Annotated in this window: 17 protein-coding genes, 1 tRNA gene and 2 pseudogenes; 7 read left to right on the top strand and 13 right to left on the bottom strand. The window is 51.1% G+C overall.

From position 1 onward, the window contains the following. Positions 1 to 144: 144 nt before the first annotated feature. Together IE076_RS06570 and fabF are read right to left on the bottom strand one after the other, a co-directional pair. Positions 145 to 999 carry a phosphatase PAP2 family protein gene (locus tag IE076_RS06570; RefSeq protein ID WP_189435969.1) on the bottom strand — a complete coding sequence of 285 codons (855 nt, stop codon included), beginning with the start codon at positions 997 to 999 and terminating at the stop codon, positions 145 to 147. A gap of 526 nt (positions 1,000 to 1,525) precedes the next feature. Next, positions 1,526 to 2,794 (bottom strand): beta-ketoacyl-ACP synthase II, encoded by a 1,269-nt coding sequence (gene fabF / locus IE076_RS06565; RefSeq protein ID WP_189435968.1) that lies wholly within the window; start codon positions 2,792 to 2,794, stop codon positions 1,526 to 1,528. 94 nt (positions 2,795 to 2,888) lie between these two features. Between fabF and IE076_RS23130 the strand changes: the two are divergent. The 4 genes and pseudogenes from IE076_RS23130 to IE076_RS06550 form a co-directional block, all read left to right on the top strand. Beyond that, positions 2,889 to 2,976 (top strand): annotated as a pseudogene (locus tag IE076_RS23130) (IS6 family transposase); the annotation flags it as partial. Between the two features lie 425 nt (positions 2,977 to 3,401). Next, the gene (locus IE076_RS06560) at positions 3,402 to 3,941 is read left to right on the top strand and encodes a TetR/AcrR family transcriptional regulator (RefSeq protein ID WP_189435967.1); all 540 of its coding nucleotides are present in this window, start codon (positions 3,402 to 3,404) and stop codon (positions 3,939 to 3,941) included. A 129-nt stretch (positions 3,942 to 4,070) separates the two neighbouring features. Next, positions 4,071 to 4,774: pseudogene (locus IE076_RS06555) on the top strand (IS6 family transposase). Positions 4,775 to 5,138: 364 nt separating this feature from the next. Beyond that, complete coding sequence (locus tag IE076_RS06550) at positions 5,139 to 6,161, top strand: alpha/beta hydrolase family protein (protein ID WP_189435966.1); 1,023 nt, start codon at positions 5,139 to 5,141, stop codon at positions 6,159 to 6,161. 722 nt (positions 6,162 to 6,883) lie between these two features. On the opposite strand, the gene IE076_RS06545 is transcribed toward IE076_RS06550, so the two are convergent. Beyond that, a complete protein-coding gene (locus IE076_RS06545) occupies positions 6,884 to 8,062 on the bottom strand; it encodes a PIN domain-containing protein (RefSeq protein WP_189435965.1) in 1,179 nt (392 codons plus the stop codon). A 379-nt stretch (positions 8,063 to 8,441) separates the two neighbouring features. On the opposite strand from IE076_RS06545, the gene IE076_RS06540 reads away from it, so the two are divergent. Then, entirely contained in the window at positions 8,442 to 8,771 is a 330-nt protein-coding gene (locus IE076_RS06540; RefSeq protein ID WP_189435964.1) for a hypothetical protein, read from the top strand. A gap of 58 nt (positions 8,772 to 8,829) precedes the next feature. Here IE076_RS06540 and IE076_RS06535 read toward each other — a convergent pair whose 3' ends face one another. From IE076_RS06535 to IE076_RS06490, 10 genes are all read right to left on the bottom strand, one after another. Continuing rightward, the gene (locus IE076_RS06535; RefSeq protein ID WP_189435963.1) at positions 8,830 to 9,342 is read right to left on the bottom strand and encodes a hypothetical protein; all 513 of its coding nucleotides are present in this window, start codon (positions 9,340 to 9,342) and stop codon (positions 8,830 to 8,832) included. Between the two features lie 46 nt (positions 9,343 to 9,388). Next, entirely contained in the window at positions 9,389 to 9,685 is a 297-nt protein-coding gene (locus IE076_RS06530; protein ID WP_189435962.1) for a hypothetical protein, read from the bottom strand. 3 nt (positions 9,686 to 9,688) lie between these two features. Then, on the bottom strand, positions 9,689 to 10,768 hold the full coding sequence (locus IE076_RS06525) for a relaxase/mobilization nuclease domain-containing protein (RefSeq protein ID WP_189435961.1): 1,080 nt from the start codon (positions 10,766 to 10,768) through the stop codon (positions 9,689 to 9,691). Continuing rightward, entirely contained in the window at positions 10,758 to 11,213 is a 456-nt protein-coding gene (locus IE076_RS06520) for a plasmid mobilization protein (RefSeq protein WP_189435960.1), read from the bottom strand. Before IE076_RS06520 ends, IE076_RS06525 begins: the two co-directional genes overlap by 11 nt. Continuing rightward, positions 11,213 to 12,313, bottom strand: coding sequence for a helix-turn-helix domain-containing protein (locus tag IE076_RS06515; RefSeq protein WP_189435959.1), 1,101 nt, complete (start codon positions 12,311 to 12,313; stop codon positions 11,213 to 11,215). The genes IE076_RS06520 and IE076_RS06515 overlap by 1 nt, the downstream gene beginning before the upstream one ends. A 179-nt stretch (positions 12,314 to 12,492) precedes the next feature. After that, a tRNA-Arg gene (locus IE076_RS06510) sits at positions 12,493 to 12,569 on the bottom strand. Positions 12,570 to 12,682: 113 nt separating this feature from the next. Beyond that, on the bottom strand, positions 12,683 to 13,855 hold the full coding sequence (locus IE076_RS06505) for a DUF1513 domain-containing protein (protein WP_189435958.1): 1,173 nt from the start codon (positions 13,853 to 13,855) through the stop codon (positions 12,683 to 12,685). Then, positions 13,836 to 14,933 (bottom strand): imelysin family protein, encoded by a 1,098-nt coding sequence (locus tag IE076_RS06500; RefSeq protein ID WP_189435957.1) that lies wholly within the window; start codon positions 14,931 to 14,933, stop codon positions 13,836 to 13,838. Before IE076_RS06500 ends, IE076_RS06505 begins: the two co-directional genes overlap by 20 nt. After that, the gene (locus IE076_RS06495) at positions 14,933 to 16,480 is read right to left on the bottom strand and encodes a di-heme oxidoreductase family protein (protein ID WP_189435956.1); all 1,548 of its coding nucleotides are present in this window, start codon (positions 16,478 to 16,480) and stop codon (positions 14,933 to 14,935) included. The genes IE076_RS06500 and IE076_RS06495 overlap by 1 nt, the downstream gene beginning before the upstream one ends. 129 nt (positions 16,481 to 16,609) lie before the next feature. After that, positions 16,610 to 17,878 (bottom strand): imelysin family protein, encoded by a 1,269-nt coding sequence (locus IE076_RS06490; protein WP_189435955.1) that lies wholly within the window; start codon positions 17,876 to 17,878, stop codon positions 16,610 to 16,612. Between the two features lie 434 nt (positions 17,879 to 18,312). Between IE076_RS06490 and IE076_RS06485 the strand changes: the two genes are divergently transcribed. Next, positions 18,313 to 20,163 carry a glycerophosphodiester phosphodiesterase gene (locus IE076_RS06485; protein ID WP_189435954.1) on the top strand — a complete coding sequence of 617 codons (1,851 nt, stop codon included), beginning with the start codon at positions 18,313 to 18,315 and terminating at the stop codon, positions 20,161 to 20,163. A 24-nt stretch (positions 20,164 to 20,187) separates the two neighbouring features. Next, the gene (locus IE076_RS06480) at positions 20,188 to 20,586 is read left to right on the top strand and encodes a hypothetical protein (RefSeq protein ID WP_189435953.1); all 399 of its coding nucleotides are present in this window, start codon (positions 20,188 to 20,190) and stop codon (positions 20,584 to 20,586) included. Positions 20,587 to 20,612: the final 26 nt, after the last annotated feature.

Below are 20,612 nucleotides of genomic sequence, written 5' to 3'. Positions count from 1 at the left end.
ATTATCGGGGGGATTACCAGGGCATCCAAACCTACGTCCATTTCTACCTATACTAACAAATCGATTTTGAGTTGCGTTCATTTTCCCGAGGTAACTATTTACGGGGCGGGGCATCCATTCCATCAGGGCCCTTAGGGGCAAGAATTACTTGCCGCTAAAAGATAAGGTGCGCTGGATGCTTTTTGGCCGACTATATGAAAAACCAATCTTTCGATTTGCAAACCAGCGAGTGATAAGAATGCATACGATAGAACCTAGTGCAAATCCAGCAATCACATCACTAGGATAATGCGCTCCCACAAATACTCTGCCAAAAGCAACCCATAGGCCGAATATAATTATAGGAAACTTCTGCCGGGGGAATAAAAAAGCAAGAGCCGTAGAAAAAGCTGCTGCAGAGGTTGCATGACCACTTGGAAAGCTGGTGTATTTCCCCGACCACGCAAATAAATCAAAGTAAAAAGCTCCCACATCTTCGAATAGTTTGGGTCTTGCTCGACCTATATTCCATTTCAAAATTACGACCAGTATTCCACTAATGGCAACAGTAGAGAAAATATAGGAAGAGTATATAACGAACGCTAATTGTTGAGTTTTTCTTCTTCTATCATGTTTTTTTACGTTGCAGGAAAGTAGCACGATAATCAAAACAAAAGATGGAATGAGCATCCACCAGGATTCGCCCATATTAGAAAGCATTCGAAATAATGGCCCAAGCTGCGGCGGGAGATCTTTCACCCAATGATAAGTTCCTTTGTCCAAGAACAATAGGCATAGACCGATTAGAACCACCGCAAAAGACGCAAGGTTCTGAGGTAACGTGAGTGTATTGATCGGGCGCTTGCGCTTTTCTACGTTTACAGTGCGTTTATCGAGAATATTCCGTGTATTCTGCAAATTTTGTTTGAATACTTGTAGGGAAAACGCTGAAGTATCTTCAACTACAGCATCTGTTTTGACGTTATTTTGCTTCAAATGTCTTAAATCTTGATCTGACATATATAACTCATACTCTGGCGCTGCTGCAAAATCTGATCGAACGCGCAACACACTTTTCTACCGGCACACGTCAGGCGCGAGCCCTGAATAGTTACTTTTTAAAGAGCCCGCCGTTCCGCCTCAGACAGTCTTGTCTCAAGAGCGAAACTGGAAGCGGTAATTTATGTTAAAAAAAATTTACCTAGGAACACGAAAAGTGGCTTTGTCGCAAAGTTTTTTGACGTAGAATTTAATTCTAAGCCTAAGTGCTCAGATCCTCTTATTTGGCATCTGGGTGCCATTTTTGAAGGAAATAGAGCGTTTCAAGATCTAAAATAGTCGACTGACCAATGTGATAGAATGATTTTCTAACTTTTAAGGTCGGATCTAAACTTTGCGACAGAACCCATTCATCCTAAGCCGATGAAAAAACTGCTTGCATTTCCAGGGGCGTCTACACATGCACGATCGGTCCTGTAGGGCCATACAGATGCGTCAATCCAAAAGGAGATCTAAGAGACTATGGAACACTGCCAGTTCGGGCCGTTTAGTTAACTGATTTTATAACCAAACAAGCGTTTACACCCCCGAACCCAAAAGCGTTACAAAGAGCCCTTTCTATGGATTTCTTTCTGCCCAGATCGGGTATGAAATCCAGATCCTTGGTGTCCAGATCTCCTTGGCGGAAGTTAAGTGTGGCAGGGAGAGATCCGGTAATGGTCGCAAGCGAGGTAAAAATGACTTCAACACTTCCTGCTGCACCTAATAAATGTCCGGTGGCAGATTTGGTTGAAGAAATCGGCACCTTAGGCAATGTTTCAGAAAATACGCTTCGTAACGCTGCAATTTCGCCAGCGTCCCCAACAGAGGTTGAGGTTGCGTGTCCATTGATGTAACCGATTTCCTCAGTGTCACACTCTGCCCCCGTAAGAGCTCGGCGGATTGCCAAAGCAGCCCCAGCACCATCCTCCGGACCTGCCGTTAAATGATATGCGTCTGCACTTGTTCCATAACCTTCAAGGATGACAAGGGGCGTGGCACCGCGGTTAATTGCGTGAGACATCTTCTCAATCACCAGCAATCCGGCACCCTCGGAAAGGACAAAACCCGACCGGGACTTATCATAGGGGCGTGAGGCAGTTTGTGGGTTGTCATTGTCTGTAGAAAGCGCTCTGGCAGCATTAAACCCAGCTAGTGCTAAACGGTCGATGCACGCCTCGGTACCTCCGACAACCGCGACATCAGCTTCACCGCTCGAAATGATCCGCATACCGTCCCCGATACCCTGTAGTCCAGCAGCGCAGGCTGTAACCGGAGCACCAATTGGTCCGCGAAATCCGTATTTTATTGAGACATTGCCTGCCGCCAGATTTCCAAGAAATTGCGGAACTACGAAAGGAGAAATTCGACGAGGGCCTTTTGTATCAAGGGTATGCAAAGCCGCCGTCACTACTGGAAAACCACCGATCCCGGTACCAATGATGGTGGCCGTGCGGTCCAGTTGCTCTTGGGTTTCAGGTCGCCAACCTGCTTGCGAGAGAGCTTCTTCCGCTGCAGCTAAAGCATAAAGGGTAAAGAGATCTATCTTTTTACGGTCTTTTTTACTGATAACGCGGTCAGGGTCCAGACCGCAGTCATCTTCAAGCGAGGACGGAACCAAGCCAGCAATGGTTGTTTGTAAGTCATCTACAGTGAACCGTTCGATCTGCCGGACGCCTGACTTCCCAGCAAGTAATCTCTCCCACACTTCCATTACACCGCAGCCAAGCGGTGTCACTAACCCCATTCCCGTTACGACTATTGGATCTTGTTTCATAAACTACCTATCGTGTGTATTCTCAAAAACGTCACATAATTACGATTCATACAATGTGATCAATACTTTACGCATTTAATTCCACCCTTGCTCTCTAAGCCTGTGCGAGGTGGAAGAATTGCTGCGGGAGCGCGGCATTGTGGTCTCGTATGAAGCCGCTCGCCTCTGGGGGATCGAATTCAGACCAGCCAACGTTCACTCTGCAAGCAGGGACAGCTCAAGTTGCACTTCCGTAGCCCCCTTAACAACATCGCAGCGAAAAGGATGCCGTAAAATTACATCGTCACTCAAACGATTTATCGCAAAAAGAATGCCACTTACTTTGTGACCTCCAGTTGCCCGTAAATTCCTTCAAGGCTGCAATACGCTTTTGAAGTGAAGCTGGCGATCTTGAGGGAGCACAATGAATTTCGTGAAAAGGCCATGTTGGTTTTATCTTTCCTTTAATTTCCTTTGCGCCGTCGTTCCGACTGCAATGCGTCTATGGGCTGCGCATACTACAAAAAAGTTGGCATAGAAACGAACGGTATTAATTTAGATTATGATTGCAATCTATCCATGTCAAGCTTAGATTAATATCATCATCTAAATTAGTCAGAGGTCCGTCATGCGAGTCAGTCGTAAAATCGCCGAACAAAATCGGAAGAACGTGGTCGAGACCGCAGGTCAGCTTTTCCGTGAGCAGGGGTATGACGGAATTGGGATCGCCGATTTGATGAAAGCGGCTGGGATGACCCATGGCGGCTTCTATAAGCAATTCACCGGTAAGTCCGACCTTGTTGCAGAAGCAACAGAGGCGGCCCTCAAGGAAAATAAAGATCGTTGGGAGCATTCCATATCAGGTGCGACTGGGGACCCGATCAAAGCTGTTCAGAAATGGTATCTGTCCGAGCAACACCTAAAAGCGCTCGGTGAAGGATGTAGTTTCGCCGCACTTGCGAGCGAAAGCCCAAGGCAAGATGAGCGGGTGCAGAGCGCATTTGCCGAAGCTATTCGAGAAATAATAGCTCTAATTGAAGGGGAGATGGGAGACGAAACCAAGGCGCTGCGCACGTTGTCGACGATGGTTGGGGCAATTGTCCTTGCCAGATCAGTTGGAGACGATCTTCTTGCCAGCAAGATTCTGCGCAGTGCACGAGACAGCTAACCCTTGAGTTTTCCATCCTCACTGTTATCACAGAACCAACTTCGCTAGCGCAGCACATGTGACCTTCGAGGGCTTTGTTGCAAGTTTGAGGCCTTGCCTGCATGATCCCTACGGTGTGGGGGATTTGCAATGTCAGAATTCAAGTATCGCCAGTTTCAGGGGAGATCATTCTTTGGGCTGTGAGGTGGTATTGTAAATATGGCATCAGCTAACGCGATCTTGAGGAAATGCTGAAGGAGCGCGGCGTTGATGTTGACCACACCACCCTCTACAGATGGGTTCAGCACTACGCCCCGGAACTAGAAAAGCGGACCTTGTGGTATCAAAATCGGCTGTCGTTCTCTTGGCGTGTCGACGAAACATATGTGAAGGTTAAGGGTCAATGGAAATATCTGTTTCGGGCCATCGATAAGCGTGGTGATACGATTGATTTTCTGCTTACAGCCAAACGCGACAGCAAGGCGGCAAAGCGCTTTCTTGCCAAAGCCTTGAGGCGATCAAAGCATTATGTTCCCTCAAGGATCAACACTGACAAGAATCCTGCCTATGGTCTGGCCTTGGCTGAACTTAAGTCCGAAGGAAAGGTGCCAGAATTCGTTCAGTTGCGGCAAGTTAAATATCTAAATAACCGGCTGGAGAGCGACCATGGCAAGCTCAAGCGGCTGATTAAACCAACGCTCGGCTTCCAGTCGATGCGAACAGCGACTGCAACCATTAAGGGCTTTGAGGTAATGCGAATGTTTAAGAAGGGGCAGTTTGACGGCTGGATCAGATCTGTCGGAGGTGGGACCGAGGTTTTCTTTATCAACCGCCTGTTTGGAATTCACGCTTAAATTGCGCCTGGGGAAGGTTATTTGTGTCTTCACTCAACAGATGCAACAGAGCCATCTGGAATTACCCAACTGTGACCATTTGCCGACATCCGCCTTAGTACAGGGCCTCGCCGGTTTTATGTTCTTGCTATTTCTGATTGCGTGCCCCCCGCGAACTAGCACACGGTGCAAAAGAAGGCCCATTAGCAGCAGATCGATAATCATGGGTATTGGTAGAACTGGCATCAGGCGAGGTCATTTTCCTTACTTAATAGGACCTAAATCCTGATCTGCGTGACCTTAAACCGGATTCAGGTCGAATAATATTCCGTCAGTGTCTGAATGAAGGTGTCAACATTCAAACCACTTCACCGATAGGCACTCCATGAAAACTATTGTCCTTGCCCTCGCTTCGATCCTCTCTGCTGGCACTGAAATCGCAGCACAAGATGTCGGCCTCAACGAGCTGACTATAGCGACTCCCCATCATGACCAAGATATGCAGATGGCTGTCATGTTCCCTGCCGTGGGTCAGCACCAGACCATGTTTGCTGAAAATGCAGCTTTCTATGGAACTCCCGTGTTCAGAGATGCCGTGCCGGTACCGGGACGACATCCGGTCGTTCTTCTCTCACATGGCTGGGGTGGCAATTACGCTCGGATGGCGTGGCTCAGCGCGGGGTTGGCTTCCAAAGGGGCAATCGTTGTGGCGGTAAACCATCCAAGCAGTACAACTTTTGATTTGGACTTCGACACCGCATTCAACCACTGGACCCGCGCCGAAGACATGTCCGCCGCGTTGGACTATGTTTTACAAGATCCGATTTTCGCACCCATCATCGACGAAACACGGATCTATGCCACAGGCTTATCCTATGGGGGATGGACTGCCCTTTCACTTGCAGGTGTCCAAGGCAATCGGGACGGTTTTTTCGACTATTGCAAAGCTGCGGGTCCAGGGTCACAGTTTTGCGCTGAACTGACAGCCGAAGGCGTCGACATCACGGCAATCGATCAAGACAGGTATGAGGCATCCTACAGGGATCCACGTATCAGTGGCGTCGCAGCTATTGATCCTGGCCTAACTTGGGATCTTGCGCCGCAGGATGTGCAGGATGTAACGGTTCCGCTTCTTCTTGTAGGGTTGGGCGAAGGAACCCATAGGCTCAATGCGACAGACACGAGCGCCATGGGCAGCAATTTTGAGGCTTTGGTGCCGCAGGCTTCTGTTAAGACTATCGCACCCGCTACGCATTTTACAGCACTTGGACTGTGTAAGCCCGCAGGTGAAGCTCTTCTGATCGAAGAACAAGACGATCCTGTCTGCACCGACCCGGTGGGGACGGATCGAACTCAGGTGCTTGACACCATTATCGACGCCTTGGCGGATCACTTCGAATTAAACTGAGGCACTCCATGGGGCATCTGGGCGTGGGGATACAGATGTCCTTACTAACATTCAATGCGGCACACTGATACCTACTGAATTGGCACGCCGTTGCCGACTTGATTCAACGTTCCATGCCCAACGCCAAGCTGAGACAGCCGATATTGGTGCAAACCGCAGCAACTGGTAAAGAGGGCTCAACGACCCGTGACACATCCAGCAAAAGTGAGCACATAGGTCCAACCGGAAGCATTCATGAAAACGCTAGCAGTAACTTCTAAAAGAATTGCCTCAACCCCAGAAAGAAACGCTCGAATGTCCGTTGTTGGTCCTCAGCCTCAAGCACGTTAAAGTCAATCATAAGTTGACTTCTGGCGCTGTATGGAGCTGCTCCGTAACTAGGTCAAACGTCCGCTTTGGTCACACTGCAACATGCTGCGCCTGCGAGCACTAGCAGTCTCTTTAATGACTGCAATGGGCTCTTCGGTATGAATCTTTAACACTCAAAAAGCTGATGTTGAGAGTGGATGTGCAGCGGCAAGTATGTAACTTTATTTATTCGTAGGCATCTCATATCGGCTGATTTGTACTGCTTGGGGCGCTTGTCGGTATGAAAGTTTATTACTCTCCCACAACAAACCAGTTGTTCGCTGCACAACGGCCAAGCTACCGCTGCACAACGGCCAAGCTACCGCTGCACATTATGATCTCAAGTCCCTACAAGTAACCTTTACGGGAGTGGCTTACTTGTATGGGTACCCATCAGAGTTGTAATCACTTATGGTCAAGTCGCTAGTGATGAACTGAAAATCGTCGAGTAGAAACTCGCCGTCGTCTCGGGTGAGTTCGATAAAAATTCTGACGGGTACAGTATCATCAACATCGTCATATTCAGTCTCTAACCCAAAAAAACGACCGCTTTCATTATCCCAACTTGCGTATGTTTCATCGGAAAAAGAGATCTCGGCGGTCACGTCCATTTTGATCCCGAGGAGGCAGGCAACCTTGTCTTTGTCGACACGCAGCACCGTGACTGAAGATATCTCGTTCAATGCGGCGAACTCGATATTCCCGACCTCGCCATCCATCCTGTCGCCATCGTATAGACCACCAAAATGGATCATGTTGGTTGAAAGTATCTCTTCAAGTTTATCTGATAAAGGCGCATTGCGCAGTGCATATCCGACTTTGTCGGCAATGTCATGATCTTGAGCAGAGGTTAGAACCGAAAGCAGCTTTTCAAGTGAATCAATGGGGATCAAATGTTCGGATTTATCCGCCGCACGTTGAACCGCTTGGTCTTTGCTTACCACATAGCATTTCTCTCTTGCCTGCTGACACCAAGCCTCCAAGGCAAGAAGCGCCATAGCGTCGGGAAACTCCTTACTCCCATCTTTGTCAAATGGTGCTTCGCGAAGAAAATACTGGTCGAGTACAGCCCCCATTGAAAGGTCCGCTGCTTTATGACACTTCACATTCCAGCGGTAGAGCAGTGTCCTTTCGAAGTCTCGATAGGCATTTGTGGGTGAGGCTGGCGGGTCCAGCTTTTCCGGGACGGTAAACCAATTGCGTTTGTCACGCAGCTTTCTATTCCAACGGTCGAGCAATCGGGCAGACCGGTTTGCCTTCGTTACAAGCTCTAATTGCATCGCATCCAGTTGAGCGCTGACTTCTCTCAGAGTGATGTCGGTCGTATGCAGAATAAGAATGTCTTCAGCGATGTAGCCTGCTAGAACTTCAAGAGATTTAACGCTAAGGTCGTGACCATATCCGCGATAGACTTGCGTATCGAAGAAAATATGGCGAGTTTCAAGTCCGATTGCTTGAGGTGGGTGTTTGTCGTTCATAAGTTGCAATAGATCATATTTACTGCTTTTCCTAGCAATTTCCTCAAAGAGGTGGCTGTGGCTAAAAGCATCCAATAGTTTTTGCGTTCGCTCGCCCCTGTCCTATAGGCAACATCAAGAAAATGTCTCAAAAGTTCGCATTCCTGCCATCGGAATCGACAATCTGAATGTCCACTATGGGCTCAAATCGGCCTGTCGCTCTGGCACGCGATAGCTAGTTATGAAGGTGGGATTACACTTCTTCGGTATGATACTTTAATACTTAGAAAACTGTTGTTGAATGGGCCTATACACCCGTCAGTATGCAACTTTAATCTCTACTGTGCGTGCTGTATCGCCAGACTTCCGCTATTTTGGGGGCTTGTCAGTATGATACTTTATTACTCTCCCACAGTGGGAGCTGATATTTACTTTATGAATTTCAGCATCAATTATCAGCCTTAGATTAAAGCGAATGATTTTCGCAGAAATATTGGATCTCTTATCAACGGAGGATGAGATTATGGCGCGTTGGCTGTTTAATTCAGGTGGGCGAGGAGTGGCGTTTGTCGTTGGAAATAACGTGTTCCACAAAAATAGCAAATTCTTGGGAAGATTGGATGGCAATGAAGTTTGGAACGGTTCTTATGTGGCCGAAATAATTAGCGATGATCGTATTGCGGTAAAAACTATGGCTCCTCTTGGGCTCAAGGGCTTGCCAGGGCTCCCAGGGTTGCCAGGACTACCGGGGCTACCTAGCTTGAGGGGACCTATATTGCTACCTATTGGCTATCGAGACCTTTGAAAGAGCACCCCATGCGTTTGAGCGCAAGGGGTGAAAATGTCATATCCTACTCAGAGTGTTACATTACCTCGTGCGCTTCCATTGCAGTCAGAAGCATTAGCTTGAGGCGAAGTTCTGAGAATGCAATCTGGTCCTCCTGTTTTCCGTTTGGATCTGCATCATTCTTCCGGTTTACGAAGATAAAGCCTCCAAACTTGCCATCTACCGGCTCTCGGCTGATAAGGCTTGCGTAGTGATAGCCTGCTGAGAATGGGTCTGAGGCAAAAGCTTGGGTGCAGAAGCTGTCAATGGCTTCATGCGCCGAATTTTCTCCAGCGTGAGCCGGAACCGCGACTTTAAGGATAGTCACCCAACCTTGCTGGGAGTAACAATGCCAACCATTGGCCCACTCTTGAAAGAAAACTGGAATCGCTTCCTCACAAGGTATGCTGAAGTCAATTTCTCCACTTTTGAAGCAGCAATAACTTCCGGTAGATGACACTTCGAAGAAAGCCGAAATGACTTCTTCGGAAGTGTTGAAGATGAGTTCATCGAGGAACTTAAGTGTGATTGCGTTGGTATCAATCAGCATGAGTTTTCTCCTTAAAGGCTTAGGTTGTTATTTGGGGATCGTTTGATCAGCGGCTTATTCTTTGCCGTGCGTTCATCAACGCGGTTTCGCTCTGCTTCAACTGCGTGGCGTTGGCCGTGTAGCTCTCGGCCTCGCTCAGAAAGCCGGTCAATGCTGTGTTGAATTGCTGCTGTGAGCTGACCAACTCGCTTAAGCAGGCTTCCAGATCGTTCAGGCGTTGGGTGAGTAAGCCTGTCGAGCGTTTCTCCAAGTCGCTGAGCACTGTGTTGGAATGCCCTGAGGCTTCGGTTAATTGCTTCACGTAGGTGAGGAGCTCGCGCTCTAGTGGGCTTAATGTTCCCATGGATTACCTTAGTATGTCTTTGCAGGTGATGTGGTCGGGGGTTAGCTCGCAACGGGCTAGAGTGCCGGTTTTCAGGTTGAGCAGCAGGTATCCACTGCTGTTCTCCTGAAACATGCTCTCCAGCTTGTTGGAGAGTTGCCATTGCTGGTACTGGGTGGCCCAAAGCCAGGTTAGGCTGAGTGTTAGAAACAGAGAAACCACGACCGCTAAAAGGAGTAGGAGTGGTGACCAGCGACGAAGGTGGTGATGCAACTTCAGCCGCGCTCTTAAGTCCTTCAGCTCTTGCTCTATCTCGTTGCTGATGGATCTGTGCTGTGCGGCCAAATCTCTCCTGATTGTATGTTGCGCGTCGTTCAATATGGCTCTGATATCGCTCTCGAAGCTCACTAAGGCTGAGGCCATCAAGACGGCTTGGTTCTGCCGAGCGTCTTGCAGGTTTTCAATCATCTCCGGGCGGTTTTTGATGCACCCGACGACAATCAGTTCTTCTAGCCAATGCTGAATTTCTTCGCGGCTGCTGGCGCGGTCTTTGCGTTCAGTTGTGAGCTTGGTTTCTCGAGCGCGAGATGGGTCTTGCGGGTCGGCCCAGCCATGTTCTTTGTTGAGCATGTCTCGAAGAACATCCATAGCCTTGATGTAGCCCGGAGGTGCGATGTTCAAGCTATTCCCGGTACTAAGCTCTAGGCGAGGTGTGCAGAAATGCAGTTCAACGCGATCCTCATGGGTGTGGCGAACCCATAAGACATCGAACTGGTCACGCTCCAAACCCGCAAAGGCCAACCGCTCGAAGGCCTCCATCACCTTCTGTTGCTGTTCTTCGCTTGGGCTATCGGTAGTATCGAAGCTCATTACGCCTGCCCGATAGCTCCACTTGTGGCGACTGCTGTCGATCAGAAGTTTGGTGTGCTCTGGATTGCCCGCAAGAACTTCAGGCAGTGGATCGCGCTCTTTCAGAAGCGGCGCGCCGGATGCATTGCGCAGCAGGTTTCTGTTCTCGTCATAGGCAAGCACCTTATCCGCAACGAGGTAGTCAACGGGCGCTGCTCCGCCGCCTTGGCCGTTCTTGAAGAGCTTAATAAGCATCTTTTAGCTCCCCGCGCTGGTGGAGCTTCAGCAACTCGCTAAGCTGACGGTCGATAGTGGTCAGTACTGTGATGATCTGCAGGCCATCAAGCTGGTATGCCTCTCCAGCAGCTCTGGCTGTGTTTAGCGCTCGGGCGATCTGGTTGAGGTTGGACCCCATGCGGCTCAACTCAACAACTAGTCGAGGATCAGCCTTGGGCGCTACACGGCGTCGGGTTGGCTTGATGAGGCCAAGCGTTGTTCTCAGTAAAGAAGAGGTGGTCTGTCCAGCTTCCAGAGCTTGCTGCTTCAGCTTTTCTTTTTCCTCTGCCGTACAGCGCAAAACGACCGTCTCTGTGAGTTGGCGTTTGGTAGCTTTGGTGGGGTTCGAAGGGGAGGCTTGCCACCCCTCGCAAGGTCCATTGCGGTATCGCAAGGGTCTCCTTGCTCTCGCTAACTCACTCATCACCAAGCCTCCATGTTTTCGAAGTTTTTGAAGAGGAAACGGGAAAGCGTTGCGGGTTCAGAGATGGCTTTGCGGACAAGTTCTTTGAAGCAAGCACCTCCGTTCCGAGCATGAGCTTTGTGCTCGCTGGGGAGCTGATGATTTCGGTAGATGATTGAAATCAGTGTTGCTGCTGTAAGGCGGTTCAATTTGTGACAGGCTTGCTTCCAAAGCTCATCACTTACGCAAAGCTCTTGCCTAAACAGGTTCGCTGTTTTGATGAGGTTCTCCTGCGAATAACCACCTAAGATACTCATGTTTTCAAGCACGTCAGGATGTGCGTGATCCAAGCATCGCCGAAGCGATATTCGCACAGCGCTCGGTCTACTATTTTGGATTTGTGGATTTTGAATAGTGTTAGATCGTGAGGACGTTTTGTCCGTCCCGGACGGCGCTTTTGCCTGTGCGCGACTGTGTTCTTCAACAGGCTTCTCAACAGCCTGTTTCCTGAAAAACGACAAAAGAGAAGAAAGCTTGGTTTTGATCTGACGGAGTTTTTCTAGAGCTCGCACACGGGATAGGCGACCACAGGGTAAAATGACAAGGGCACGTTCAAGTGCTTCAGAGCAGTTCAGGGAGCGGATTTCGGCGAAAAGATACTTCGTCTCCGACTGGAGTGCCTCAAGCTCAAGTTTTGCCTCTTCGCGCTGCTTGCTTAGCCGAACAAGTGCTGGGACTTTATGATCGATGAGAGGTTGGCAGTTTATTCCAGCCGCCCAGATGATGCGCTGGTCACCTGCTTTTTCGCGTGAACCGTCGCGACGGCTTCTCAATGCATTGGTCTTAAGGAGCCAACCAGCCTTAATGAGTCTGTTTTCAGCACGAGTGATTGCTCGCTCGTTGAGGTTGAGCTCCTCTGCGGTTAACGGAATTCTTTGCCAGACAGCGCAGATACGCCCCTTCAGAAAATCTTCGTCACGTACTTTCAATACGTAGTATTTCAAAACCTTGATGTCAGTGGCACTAAGGCCAGCTGCTGGGCCAAACTTGTCTATGAGAGTGAGGAGGAGTGCCCGCGTAAAACCTTCTGGCAAACCGTTGTGAGTGTGAGTGAGGCTCATAGAACACCTCCACTCGAAAGATGTGCAGAGCGCCGACGAGCCTCAGTCTTAAATTGATGCTGTACGGGATTTGTACGAGATATCGGTACAAATGCCTGCAAAGAGCATGCAAAAAGCTGCATTATCGATTTTTGTACAAATCGATATGCCCAATAACTATTTGAATTTGCAGAGAAATATGGTGCACCCGGCAGGATTCGAACCTGCGGCCTCTGCCTTCGGAGGGCAGCGCTCTATCCAACTGAGCTACGGGTGCCTGTTTCGGGCGTGGGTGCCCTTGAGGTGTTGTAGTCTTTACCCGATCCTACGCCGCGCTGCAATGCGCCAATTACAACAACCCTCGAAAATGTGGAAAGCCGCGGTAAGTGCCTACCCTTCCCGCAAGATACCCAGTGGTGTCAGATGGTTATCCCAACTGATACCAGCGCTCTGGCTGATAATCTGGGCCATATCCTCCCCGCTTCCACCAAAGCTAATCGCGCCGTTCCCGTCAGTAATCGCAAAGCTGTCCTCATCCAGAGGGGCAACTCCGCATCCATCTGCAACCTGATGGAACCCGATCAGCGAGCGCTTTGCCACGTCCCAGTACAGTATCTTGCCTCCACGTGGGCACGAAGCTGCGATCACGTCGCCGGATCGGTTCATCTCCACGCTACCCACATAGTTCTGCAGGCCCTGGGTGATCTCCAAAGGTAGTTCCAGCGCAGTTGCTTCCTTGTCGAGCCCCAGATGCACCATCAGCGGTGGTGTTGCATCCTTGGCGCCCTGAAACTGCCCGCCAACCCACACATCACCATTGCCGTCAAAGCTCATGTGGCGCAGGGAAAGCTGATGCAGGTCCGAACCAAGCGTCTGCATGCCAAGGAAATCACCGTTTGCTGTGTTGATGAAGGAAACGTTCGGCTTCATGCTGTCCAGGTTGAGCTTTTCGCGGCCCTTGTCCGGATGCGTCTCGATCCCGCCATTGGCAACAACAAGCTGCGTGCCATCGGGAGACAGAAGAAGATCGTGCGGCCCTACCCCGAAACTGTCGAACTCGCCAATCCGCGCAGGCTGAGCGCCGGAAAGGTCATAAACGCCAATTACACCGCGCACGTGCTCAAAGTCATTTTCTGGCGCAAAGGCCAGGTGGCCATCTTTCGAAAATACTCCGTGGCCATAAAAGTGTCGGCCCTCAGGACTTGTGAAAACAGCAGGCTCCTGCGCTCCGGTAAGATCCACGAGCACCGCAAAGTTCTCCGGGCGGCGCGCAAAGGAAAGCAAACGCATGCTATTACGATCAAAGGCGATCGAGTGGCCGCGGTCCGGCAACGGTGTCTGATACAGGATCTCACCGTCTTCGCTGAATACGGCAAGCGCATATCCGCCCGTTGGCATGCGCATGGCGCTGGCAAATAGTTGAAGGCCTTCCGCCTCGGCAAAAGGTAGGCCATTGGCAAACGCCAGAGAACTGCTGGCGCTTAAAGCGACGCCAGACGCCGCCAATCCAGTTAGAAACTGCCGCCGGCTCAGAGCAATGGGATTAGTCGCCGTCAAGCGCATTAAACCCTCCGGAAAGACTCAGATATCCAGCAAGGTTCTCGGCCATCACCACTTTGATACCGCTGATGACGGTGACCAGATACTTGAGCTGCTTACGGACTTCCGGCTGTGCGCCCGTCGCCTGAAGCGGCGTTGGCAAGTTAGAAAGCACCCGCTGCGCATTCGAAAACTCGAAGTTCAGGGAGTTGTCCACCCAGTCCTGCTCGCCTTCAAGCACCTTGGCATAGCCACCAGCATTCAAGGCGCCCTGTAACCCTGCAAGGCTGGCAGAAAGATAAGTCACCGCATTGCTACTGCGGGCAAATGGAGCTTTTTTCGGATTTGCCTTCTTCTCACTCTTGCCAAGCATAACAAGCAGATACTGGTCTTTGTCGACAACCAGACCGGTGGCGATGGCGTTAAACACCATCTCTACTGCTTCCTTGTGGGTGTGCACCACACGACCTTCTTTGCTTGGTTCCAGCAAGGTCTGGGAGAAACCGTCAGAATCATCCCATTCCGCTTCCAGCTCCAGCCCCGCCCCTTCCAGATTGATGGTAATGCTCTCGGCATAATCACAAAGGAAAACAGCATCCTCGCCAGAGCCCAGAGTCAGCGTGCCGTCGCTGTCATAGGCAATGCGCTCCAAAGCCGTCAGTCCCTGCAAGGCCACGCTCTTTACAGAAAGGCTGGCTGGGTCCTGAACGGTGCTGTCTTGATTCGCGACTGCCTTGGTCACTTGCCTGCGCACCACACCACGACTGTCAGGCAGGAAGGCGAGGCGCTGCGCAAGGTTATCTTCCGCCATCGGTCCAAACCGCAGAAAGTCGACACCGGCAAGCGCCGCCACAGAGGTGCTGAACGCCTCGTTGAAAGCAGCCGTGGTTTCTGCGTTGTGGTCGGTGCAAACCGCGCCGGTCCGTTTCTCAAGCTTACTCAGCGCGCCGACAAGCTCCTTGCTCGCCGGGCGAATGTACTGCTCGATGCTGGAGCGCGTGAACTGCGCGTAGTCTGGAGTTTCCGCCGCAAAACTTGGCGTAAAGGCCGCCGCCATTGTGGCAAGGGCCAGACTGAACGCAACGACACGCTTAAACTGCATCAAAGAGTCTCCAGAAACCGGATCAGATTGGCTCGATCCTTTGCAGGCATTTCAACCACACGGGTTTTGGCAGCTTCCGCTTCGCCGCCGTGCCAAAGCACAGCTTCCAGCAAGCCGCGTGCCCGTCCATCATGTAGGAAAAACCTGTGATTATTGATATTTTCAGTTAATCCAATACCCCAAAGCGGCGGTGTTTTCCATTCATTTCCGCTGGCAGAACCGGTTGGGCGATCATCAGACAAACCTTGACCCAGATCGTGCAACAATAGGTCGGTATATGGCCAGATTAACTGGAACTGGTGCACAGGGTTTTCCGCTGTGCGACTGGTGACATATTTCGGGGTGTGGCAGCTCGCGCAACCCGCCTCATGGAACACTTTTTTGCCAGCAAGCACACGCGGGTCATTCACATCGCGGCGCGCTGGCACGGCAAGGTTTTGCGAATAAAAGACCACAAGGTCCAGGACTGGGTCCGGCGCCTCAGAGATCCCAAGATCCGCCTGCTCGCCATGGGCCTGCTCAAAACACACGGTCTGCGCCTCGGTGCAGTCCCCGTAGTTACGCAAATCATAAGGCGTTGAAAGGCCAAGATCACCGGTAAACGCGCCTGCAGACTGAGATTGCACACTCGCTTTCAGCGCTTTCCAGCCAAAGCGACCAACCGTCCTTGTGTCAGAGTCGTTGGGATCGACCCAGCTGACCCGACCCGAAATACCATCTTGATCAGCATCCTCCGGATCAGCCTGGGAGGTGATGTCCGTTTCTGCAATTGCTTCCAGCAGGCCAAGGCCTATCATGGGCGGCGCGACACGAGCCGAAACCAGTGCATGGTCCGACATCGGACCGTAAGCGAGGTTCTCGATGGTGTAGGTCGGTTTGCGCAGGTAGGCGACTTCACCCTCAGAGAGATCCACCTTGATCTCTTCATAGGTGATTTTTATCTCCCCTTCCCCCGGCACCCCCGGCACCCCAAAATTCTGCAGTTGGCTGCCATAGGTTGGTTCTGGAAGGAAAGGAACTTTGCCGCTTTCAATCAGCGCCCGCTCTTCCGGCGTGGAAGGGGCAACAGAAAGGCGCAGGAAAATGGAAACTGGACGTTCATCTTCAACCGGCGGACGGCCACGCCCTGCTTTGGGGTGGCAGCTCTCACAAGATCGGGCGTTAAACAGCGGGCCTAGCCCGTCGGAGGCGCGCGTCGAACTTGGAGTGGAAACCCACAGCTTCTGAAAGAGGCTTTCACCCAATCGGAAGTCCTGATGCTGCTCGAAAGGAAGATTGGTGCTGGGGTGCGTAAAGGCGGCGCGATTAAGAGGCTTCCGGCTCGTTGTCTTCCCTGCCTGCATCAATTCAAATTTCTCAGCTTTGGAAAAATCTGTCGGTGCTTTCAGGATCTGGTTGACCCTAGCCTTATCTTCGGAGCTAAGGTCGGTTCGCCGCTCCAAATCGATAGCGGTAGCAGCAGGAATGAAGAGGCTGGAAAAAGCGGCGGCGGTAGTGGCTATCACTCCGGCACGGCTGCGAAGTGTGGCTGGAACCATTGCTGGCATAACGGGGGCCTGTATTACATAGGCCTTCACAAAAACGCTAATTAACGCAAACCAACGCACATTTCGGCGCAAAAGAAGGCTCAAAGGGAATAAGTCCCGCAGACAGTGTCTTCTGCGGGACTGGATTTCTTACTCAAATACAGCGGAAGGATTGTCGAGGCTGTCGGAGCTTTCGAACGCGACATTCTCCAGCTTCAGAGCCTTTACAGCACGCTGGATGGAGGCGGTCTGGTCGATAAGGCTATCAATGGCAGCCTGAATAACAGCATTGCCTTCAGCGTTGCCTTCACCAATCATCTGGTCGTAGGACTCAGTGGTTTCAGCGCGGGTTTTCAACGCGGTGAATGTACCCATAGAGGCGTTCAGCTTACCTTCCAACTCGGTTGAGACGGCAGAATCTGCCTTTGCAAGCAAGTTCTTAAGGGAAGCACCCTCAACAACACTACCGTCAACCCGGGTGTATTTTCCCTGGAAGACGTTGTTGATGCCAACCACGTCGTTGTAATGCGACATGTGGGTGTTGTCGGAGAAGCAATCCTGCTCTTCTTCAGGATCGTTCAGCATCAAACCCAGCTTCATGCGCTCACCGGCCAGTTCGCCATAAGACAGGGAACCCATGCCGGTCAGGATCGTTGCGATGCCTGCTGCATCACCCTTGTCAGCAAGGTCTTTGCGTGCTGCACCGTCAACCTGCCATGCGGCCACCATCTCTTCCAGATCGGTGATAAGTAGGTTGGTTGCAGCCTGAAGGTACTCCACCCGGCGATCACAGTTGCCGCCAGTGCAGTTTGCGGTATCGAAGTCAGAAGCAGGACGGTTGCCAGCACCTTTCCCCGTTCCGTTCAAATCTTGTCCCCACAGCAGAAACTCGATTGCGTGGTAACCGGTCGCAACGTTTGCTTCCACTTCACCCGCTTCCTGAAGCTGTTCAGAGAGCAGTTCAGGTGTGATCTTGGTCGCGTCGATTTCCTCGCCAGCAACGGTCACTTTGGTGTTTGCGATGATGTTTGCTGCGTAAAACGGGTTCTCCTCGGACTCATTGCCATATGCACCGTCCACATAGTCGATCAGACCTTCATCAAGCGGCCATGCGTTGACCTTGCCTTCCCAGTCATCAACGATCGAGTTGCCAAAGCGGAAAACTTCTGTCTGTTGGTACGGGTTACGAGCAGCAATCCATGCGCGGCGCGCTGCCTTCAGATTGTCTTCTGTTGGTGCTGCCACAAGCGTGTTGACTGCGTCCTGCAGGGTCTTTGCAGTCGTCAGAGAATCTTCAAACGCTGCCTGGGCGATATCGCCGTAGTTTTCAAGAACCTCGGAAGGCGTTGCTGCAACAGCAACAGTAGAAAGGCTCGCCATTGCCACGGTGCCGAGCAGAGCGCTGCGGATAAAGCTCATTGTAATCCCCTTAAATGTGCAGAGAAGGTGCCTCGCACTGCGAGCGGGCAAAACAGACTGCACGAATTCAGTTTGCAAATGTATTCACGCTCAGAGGCGTGAGAAAACTGCGGCTATTTCATATTCATGACTATTTTTGTCAAGTTTAAAAACCAGTGTTTTCAGTAGTTTAGACTGGTTCTAAATGCGATTTCACGTTGCAACCCACTGTCAGTAATGGCTTTTCAGCGTTTTTGCAGTTGCAAATCATTCGCAAAAATAAGTTGGATAAGATTGGGAAAATCCGCGAATCCCCTGCTCAACTGTTACCGTTTGTTTGGCATATCTTGACTTCCCGGAACCTATACGCTCTTACGGAACGTTCTTCAGGTACATTGAAATTGCCTGGCAACACTCAGTCGGTCTGTCTGCACCAACAAAGATAAGAACAGGGTATGGCAGCACGAATACACACGCTTGCTCAATTGATACTTCGTGGCTGGAAGGCAAACGCATTTCGTTTGTTGCTGGTTCACTATGCCTTTGTCTTCCTTGGTGCCGTTGCAATCACGCCCATCGTTGCGGGCCTCGGCAACTTCGTGATCGGCCTTTCAGGTAGTGCAGTGCTGGCAGACTATGAGATTGCCTCGTTCTTTCTCTCTCCCGTAGGGCTGCTCGGCGCCTTTGTCTTTGTTGTTGTCTTCATCGCAATGGCATTGCTGGAGCAGGTCGCCCTGCTTCTGGTGCTCGACAGGCAGGAAAGTGCGTTTATGGCAGCCCGGAACGCCCTGTTCTCAACGCTTGGCTTGTTCCCGCGCCTCGGCATATTCACTTGGCGGCTAACCCAGCGGCTGGTGGTGGCGATGATCCCTGGTATCGCCATTATCGTATTGAGTGTGCTTGTCTTTTTGCAAGAATACGACATCAACTATTACCTGCAATACCAGCCCATGGAATTCTGGATGGCGGCTTTCTTCATCGGGATCGGGATCGCGCTGGTTATTGTAATGCCGCTTTATGCGATCCTTGTCTGGGGTCTGTCTCTACCACTTGTGGTCCTGAGAGATCACCCCGTGGGCTCGGCGTTCTCCCGCGCAAGGTTCCTCTCCCGTGGCCTGCGCCCGGTGTTTGCAGGTGTTGTATCACTGTGGTTCTTGCTGGGTATTATCATTCAGGCACTCCTCCTGCTGCTCTTGGAGTATATCGGCTCCTACGCCATCTCTTTTGACGATAGCTCTCCAGAAACGCTGGCAGCAATCCTCGGTAGCCTTGTTGTACTTCTGCTGGTTGGAAATACGCTCATCACCGCGGCCATGTCCGGCAGTTTGGCGTTGATTTTTAAGGCAGGTTTGTTCATGGCAGACGGCAAAGGACATACCTTTACCGAGGTGCCGGACAGGCCCAAAATCCAGCCAAAATGGACTAATCCACTGACCCCGTTGCGCCTTGCTGTCCTGATCGGACTGGCGGGAACCATTGTGGTTCTGACCGGAACCTATTGGGTTTCGGCAGACCTGCCAGAGAAGGAAGTCCTGATTATCGCCCACAGGGGCGCCTCCTCTCACGCCCCTGAAAACACAATCGCCTCGATCGAACGTGCGATTGAAGACGACGCTGACTGGATCGAGGTGGACGTCCAGCAAACGGCAGATGGGTCCGTGATTGTCACCCACGACAACGACTTCATGCGTTTGATCGGGAATCCGGAAAACATCTGGGACCTGACATTGGAAGAAGTCCGTTCATTCGATGTGGGCGGATGGTTTGCCGTGGAGTTTCAGGGCGAGCGCGTTCCAACCCTGCAAGAGGCCCTTGAAGCCGTGAAGGGAAAGGCAACTCTCCTCATTGAGTTCAAATATTATCCCCACAGCCAACAGGAAACCCTAGAAGATGAGGTCGCCCGCATCGTAACCCAGGCCGAGATGGAAAATGAAATAGCCATCATGTCCCTAGACCGCCCTGCCCTCACAAAAATGCAAGAATTGGAGCCAAACTGGAACATCGGCCTCCTTACCGCCACATCTATCGGCAATTTCTCTGAACTCGAAGGAAATTTCGTAGCCGTCTCCTCCGCCTCCGCTTCTTTGAACTTCATAAGAAGAACACAAGAGACTGATAAGCAGGTGTTTGTCTGGACCGTAAACAATCCATCCAGCATGCTGCGTTACATCTCTATGGGCGTTGACGGAATTATCACGGATGATCCTGCACTGGCGCGCAGTACATTGGAAGAATATAAGGAAATGAACCAGTTTGAACGGTTATTACTTCATACCTCTGTCCTGTACAATCTCAGCTTGAACTAACAGTCGACCCTAAGAATCTCGTGTATGCCGTATTTTCTAGTAGTGCTTCTGGGCGCGTTTCTGACTGCCCTGTCCATGACCAATTCTGCTACGTCCAGACCACCAGTATTGCTGCTGGGGGACCGTGCTACGGTCAACGCGGTCGTTGCTGAGGTTAATCTTCCCGATGACCGCCGCGGCCTTGTGCACGCCATTTTGGAAGACGCACGCGTGAAAGCTGCGCGCATGGATGGCGAAATTCTGCCGATTTCAGCCAGCTCTGAACCACTCGTGAAACTGGCAGAAGATAGTTTCACGCTAGAACAACTGGATGCGGAAACACGGAACGAGCTTGTCGAGGCTCTTGATAAAGACCAGATGGCCGAGTTGCACCGAGCGGTAGAAGTGGTGTTGGCAGGCAAGAAGATGGCTGGCTTGGATTAATCTGGTAAAAGACGCTATCTATCTGA

Origin of the sequence: Pseudovibrio japonicus (genome assembly GCF_014651595.1) — a bacterium.
GTDB lineage: Bacteria > Pseudomonadota > Alphaproteobacteria > Rhizobiales > Stappiaceae > Pseudovibrio > Pseudovibrio japonicus.
This window is presented reverse-complemented; position numbering and strand designations above follow the sequence as displayed.

What these genes read in the sequence shown, in the direction of transcription:
- IE076_RS06570 (WP_189435969.1), bottom strand. Translation starts at nt 999, where the DNA reads ATGTCAGATCAAGATTTAAGACATTTGAAGCAAAATAACGTCAAAACA.
- fabF (WP_189435968.1), bottom strand. Translation starts at nt 2,794, where the DNA reads ATGAAACAAGATCCAATAGTCGTAACGGGAATGGGGTTAGTGACACCG.
- IE076_RS06560 (WP_189435967.1), top strand. Translation starts at nt 3,402, where the DNA reads ATGCGAGTCAGTCGTAAAATCGCCGAACAAAATCGGAAGAACGTGGTC.
- IE076_RS06550 (WP_189435966.1), top strand. Translation starts at nt 5,139, where the DNA reads ATGAAAACTATTGTCCTTGCCCTCGCTTCGATCCTCTCTGCTGGCACT.
- IE076_RS06540 (WP_189435964.1), top strand. Translation starts at nt 8,442, where the DNA reads ATGATTTTCGCAGAAATATTGGATCTCTTATCAACGGAGGATGAGATT.
- IE076_RS06535 (WP_189435963.1), bottom strand. Translation starts at nt 9,342, where the DNA reads ATGCTGATTGATACCAACGCAATCACACTTAAGTTCCTCGATGAACTC.
- IE076_RS06530 (WP_189435962.1), bottom strand. Translation starts at nt 9,685, where the DNA reads ATGGGAACATTAAGCCCACTAGAGCGCGAGCTCCTCACCTACGTGAAG.
- IE076_RS06525 (WP_189435961.1), bottom strand. Translation starts at nt 10,768, where the DNA reads ATGCTTATTAAGCTCTTCAAGAACGGCCAAGGCGGCGGAGCAGCGCCC.
- IE076_RS06520 (WP_189435960.1), bottom strand. Translation starts at nt 11,213, where the DNA reads ATGAGTGAGTTAGCGAGAGCAAGGAGACCCTTGCGATACCGCAATGGA.
- IE076_RS06515 (WP_189435959.1), bottom strand. Translation starts at nt 12,313, where the DNA reads ATGAGCCTCACTCACACTCACAACGGTTTGCCAGAAGGTTTTACGCGG.
- IE076_RS06505 (WP_189435958.1), bottom strand. Translation starts at nt 13,855, where the DNA reads ATGCGCTTGACGGCGACTAATCCCATTGCTCTGAGCCGGCGGCAGTTT.
- IE076_RS06500 (WP_189435957.1), bottom strand. Translation starts at nt 14,933, where the DNA reads ATGCAGTTTAAGCGTGTCGTTGCGTTCAGTCTGGCCCTTGCCACAATG.
- IE076_RS06495 (WP_189435956.1), bottom strand. Translation starts at nt 16,480, where the DNA reads ATGCCAGCAATGGTTCCAGCCACACTTCGCAGCCGTGCCGGAGTGATA.
- IE076_RS06490 (WP_189435955.1), bottom strand. Translation starts at nt 17,878, where the DNA reads ATGAGCTTTATCCGCAGCGCTCTGCTCGGCACCGTGGCAATGGCGAGC.
- IE076_RS06485 (WP_189435954.1), top strand. Translation starts at nt 18,313, where the DNA reads ATGGCAGCACGAATACACACGCTTGCTCAATTGATACTTCGTGGCTGG.
- IE076_RS06480 (WP_189435953.1), top strand. Translation starts at nt 20,188, where the DNA reads ATGCCGTATTTTCTAGTAGTGCTTCTGGGCGCGTTTCTGACTGCCCTG.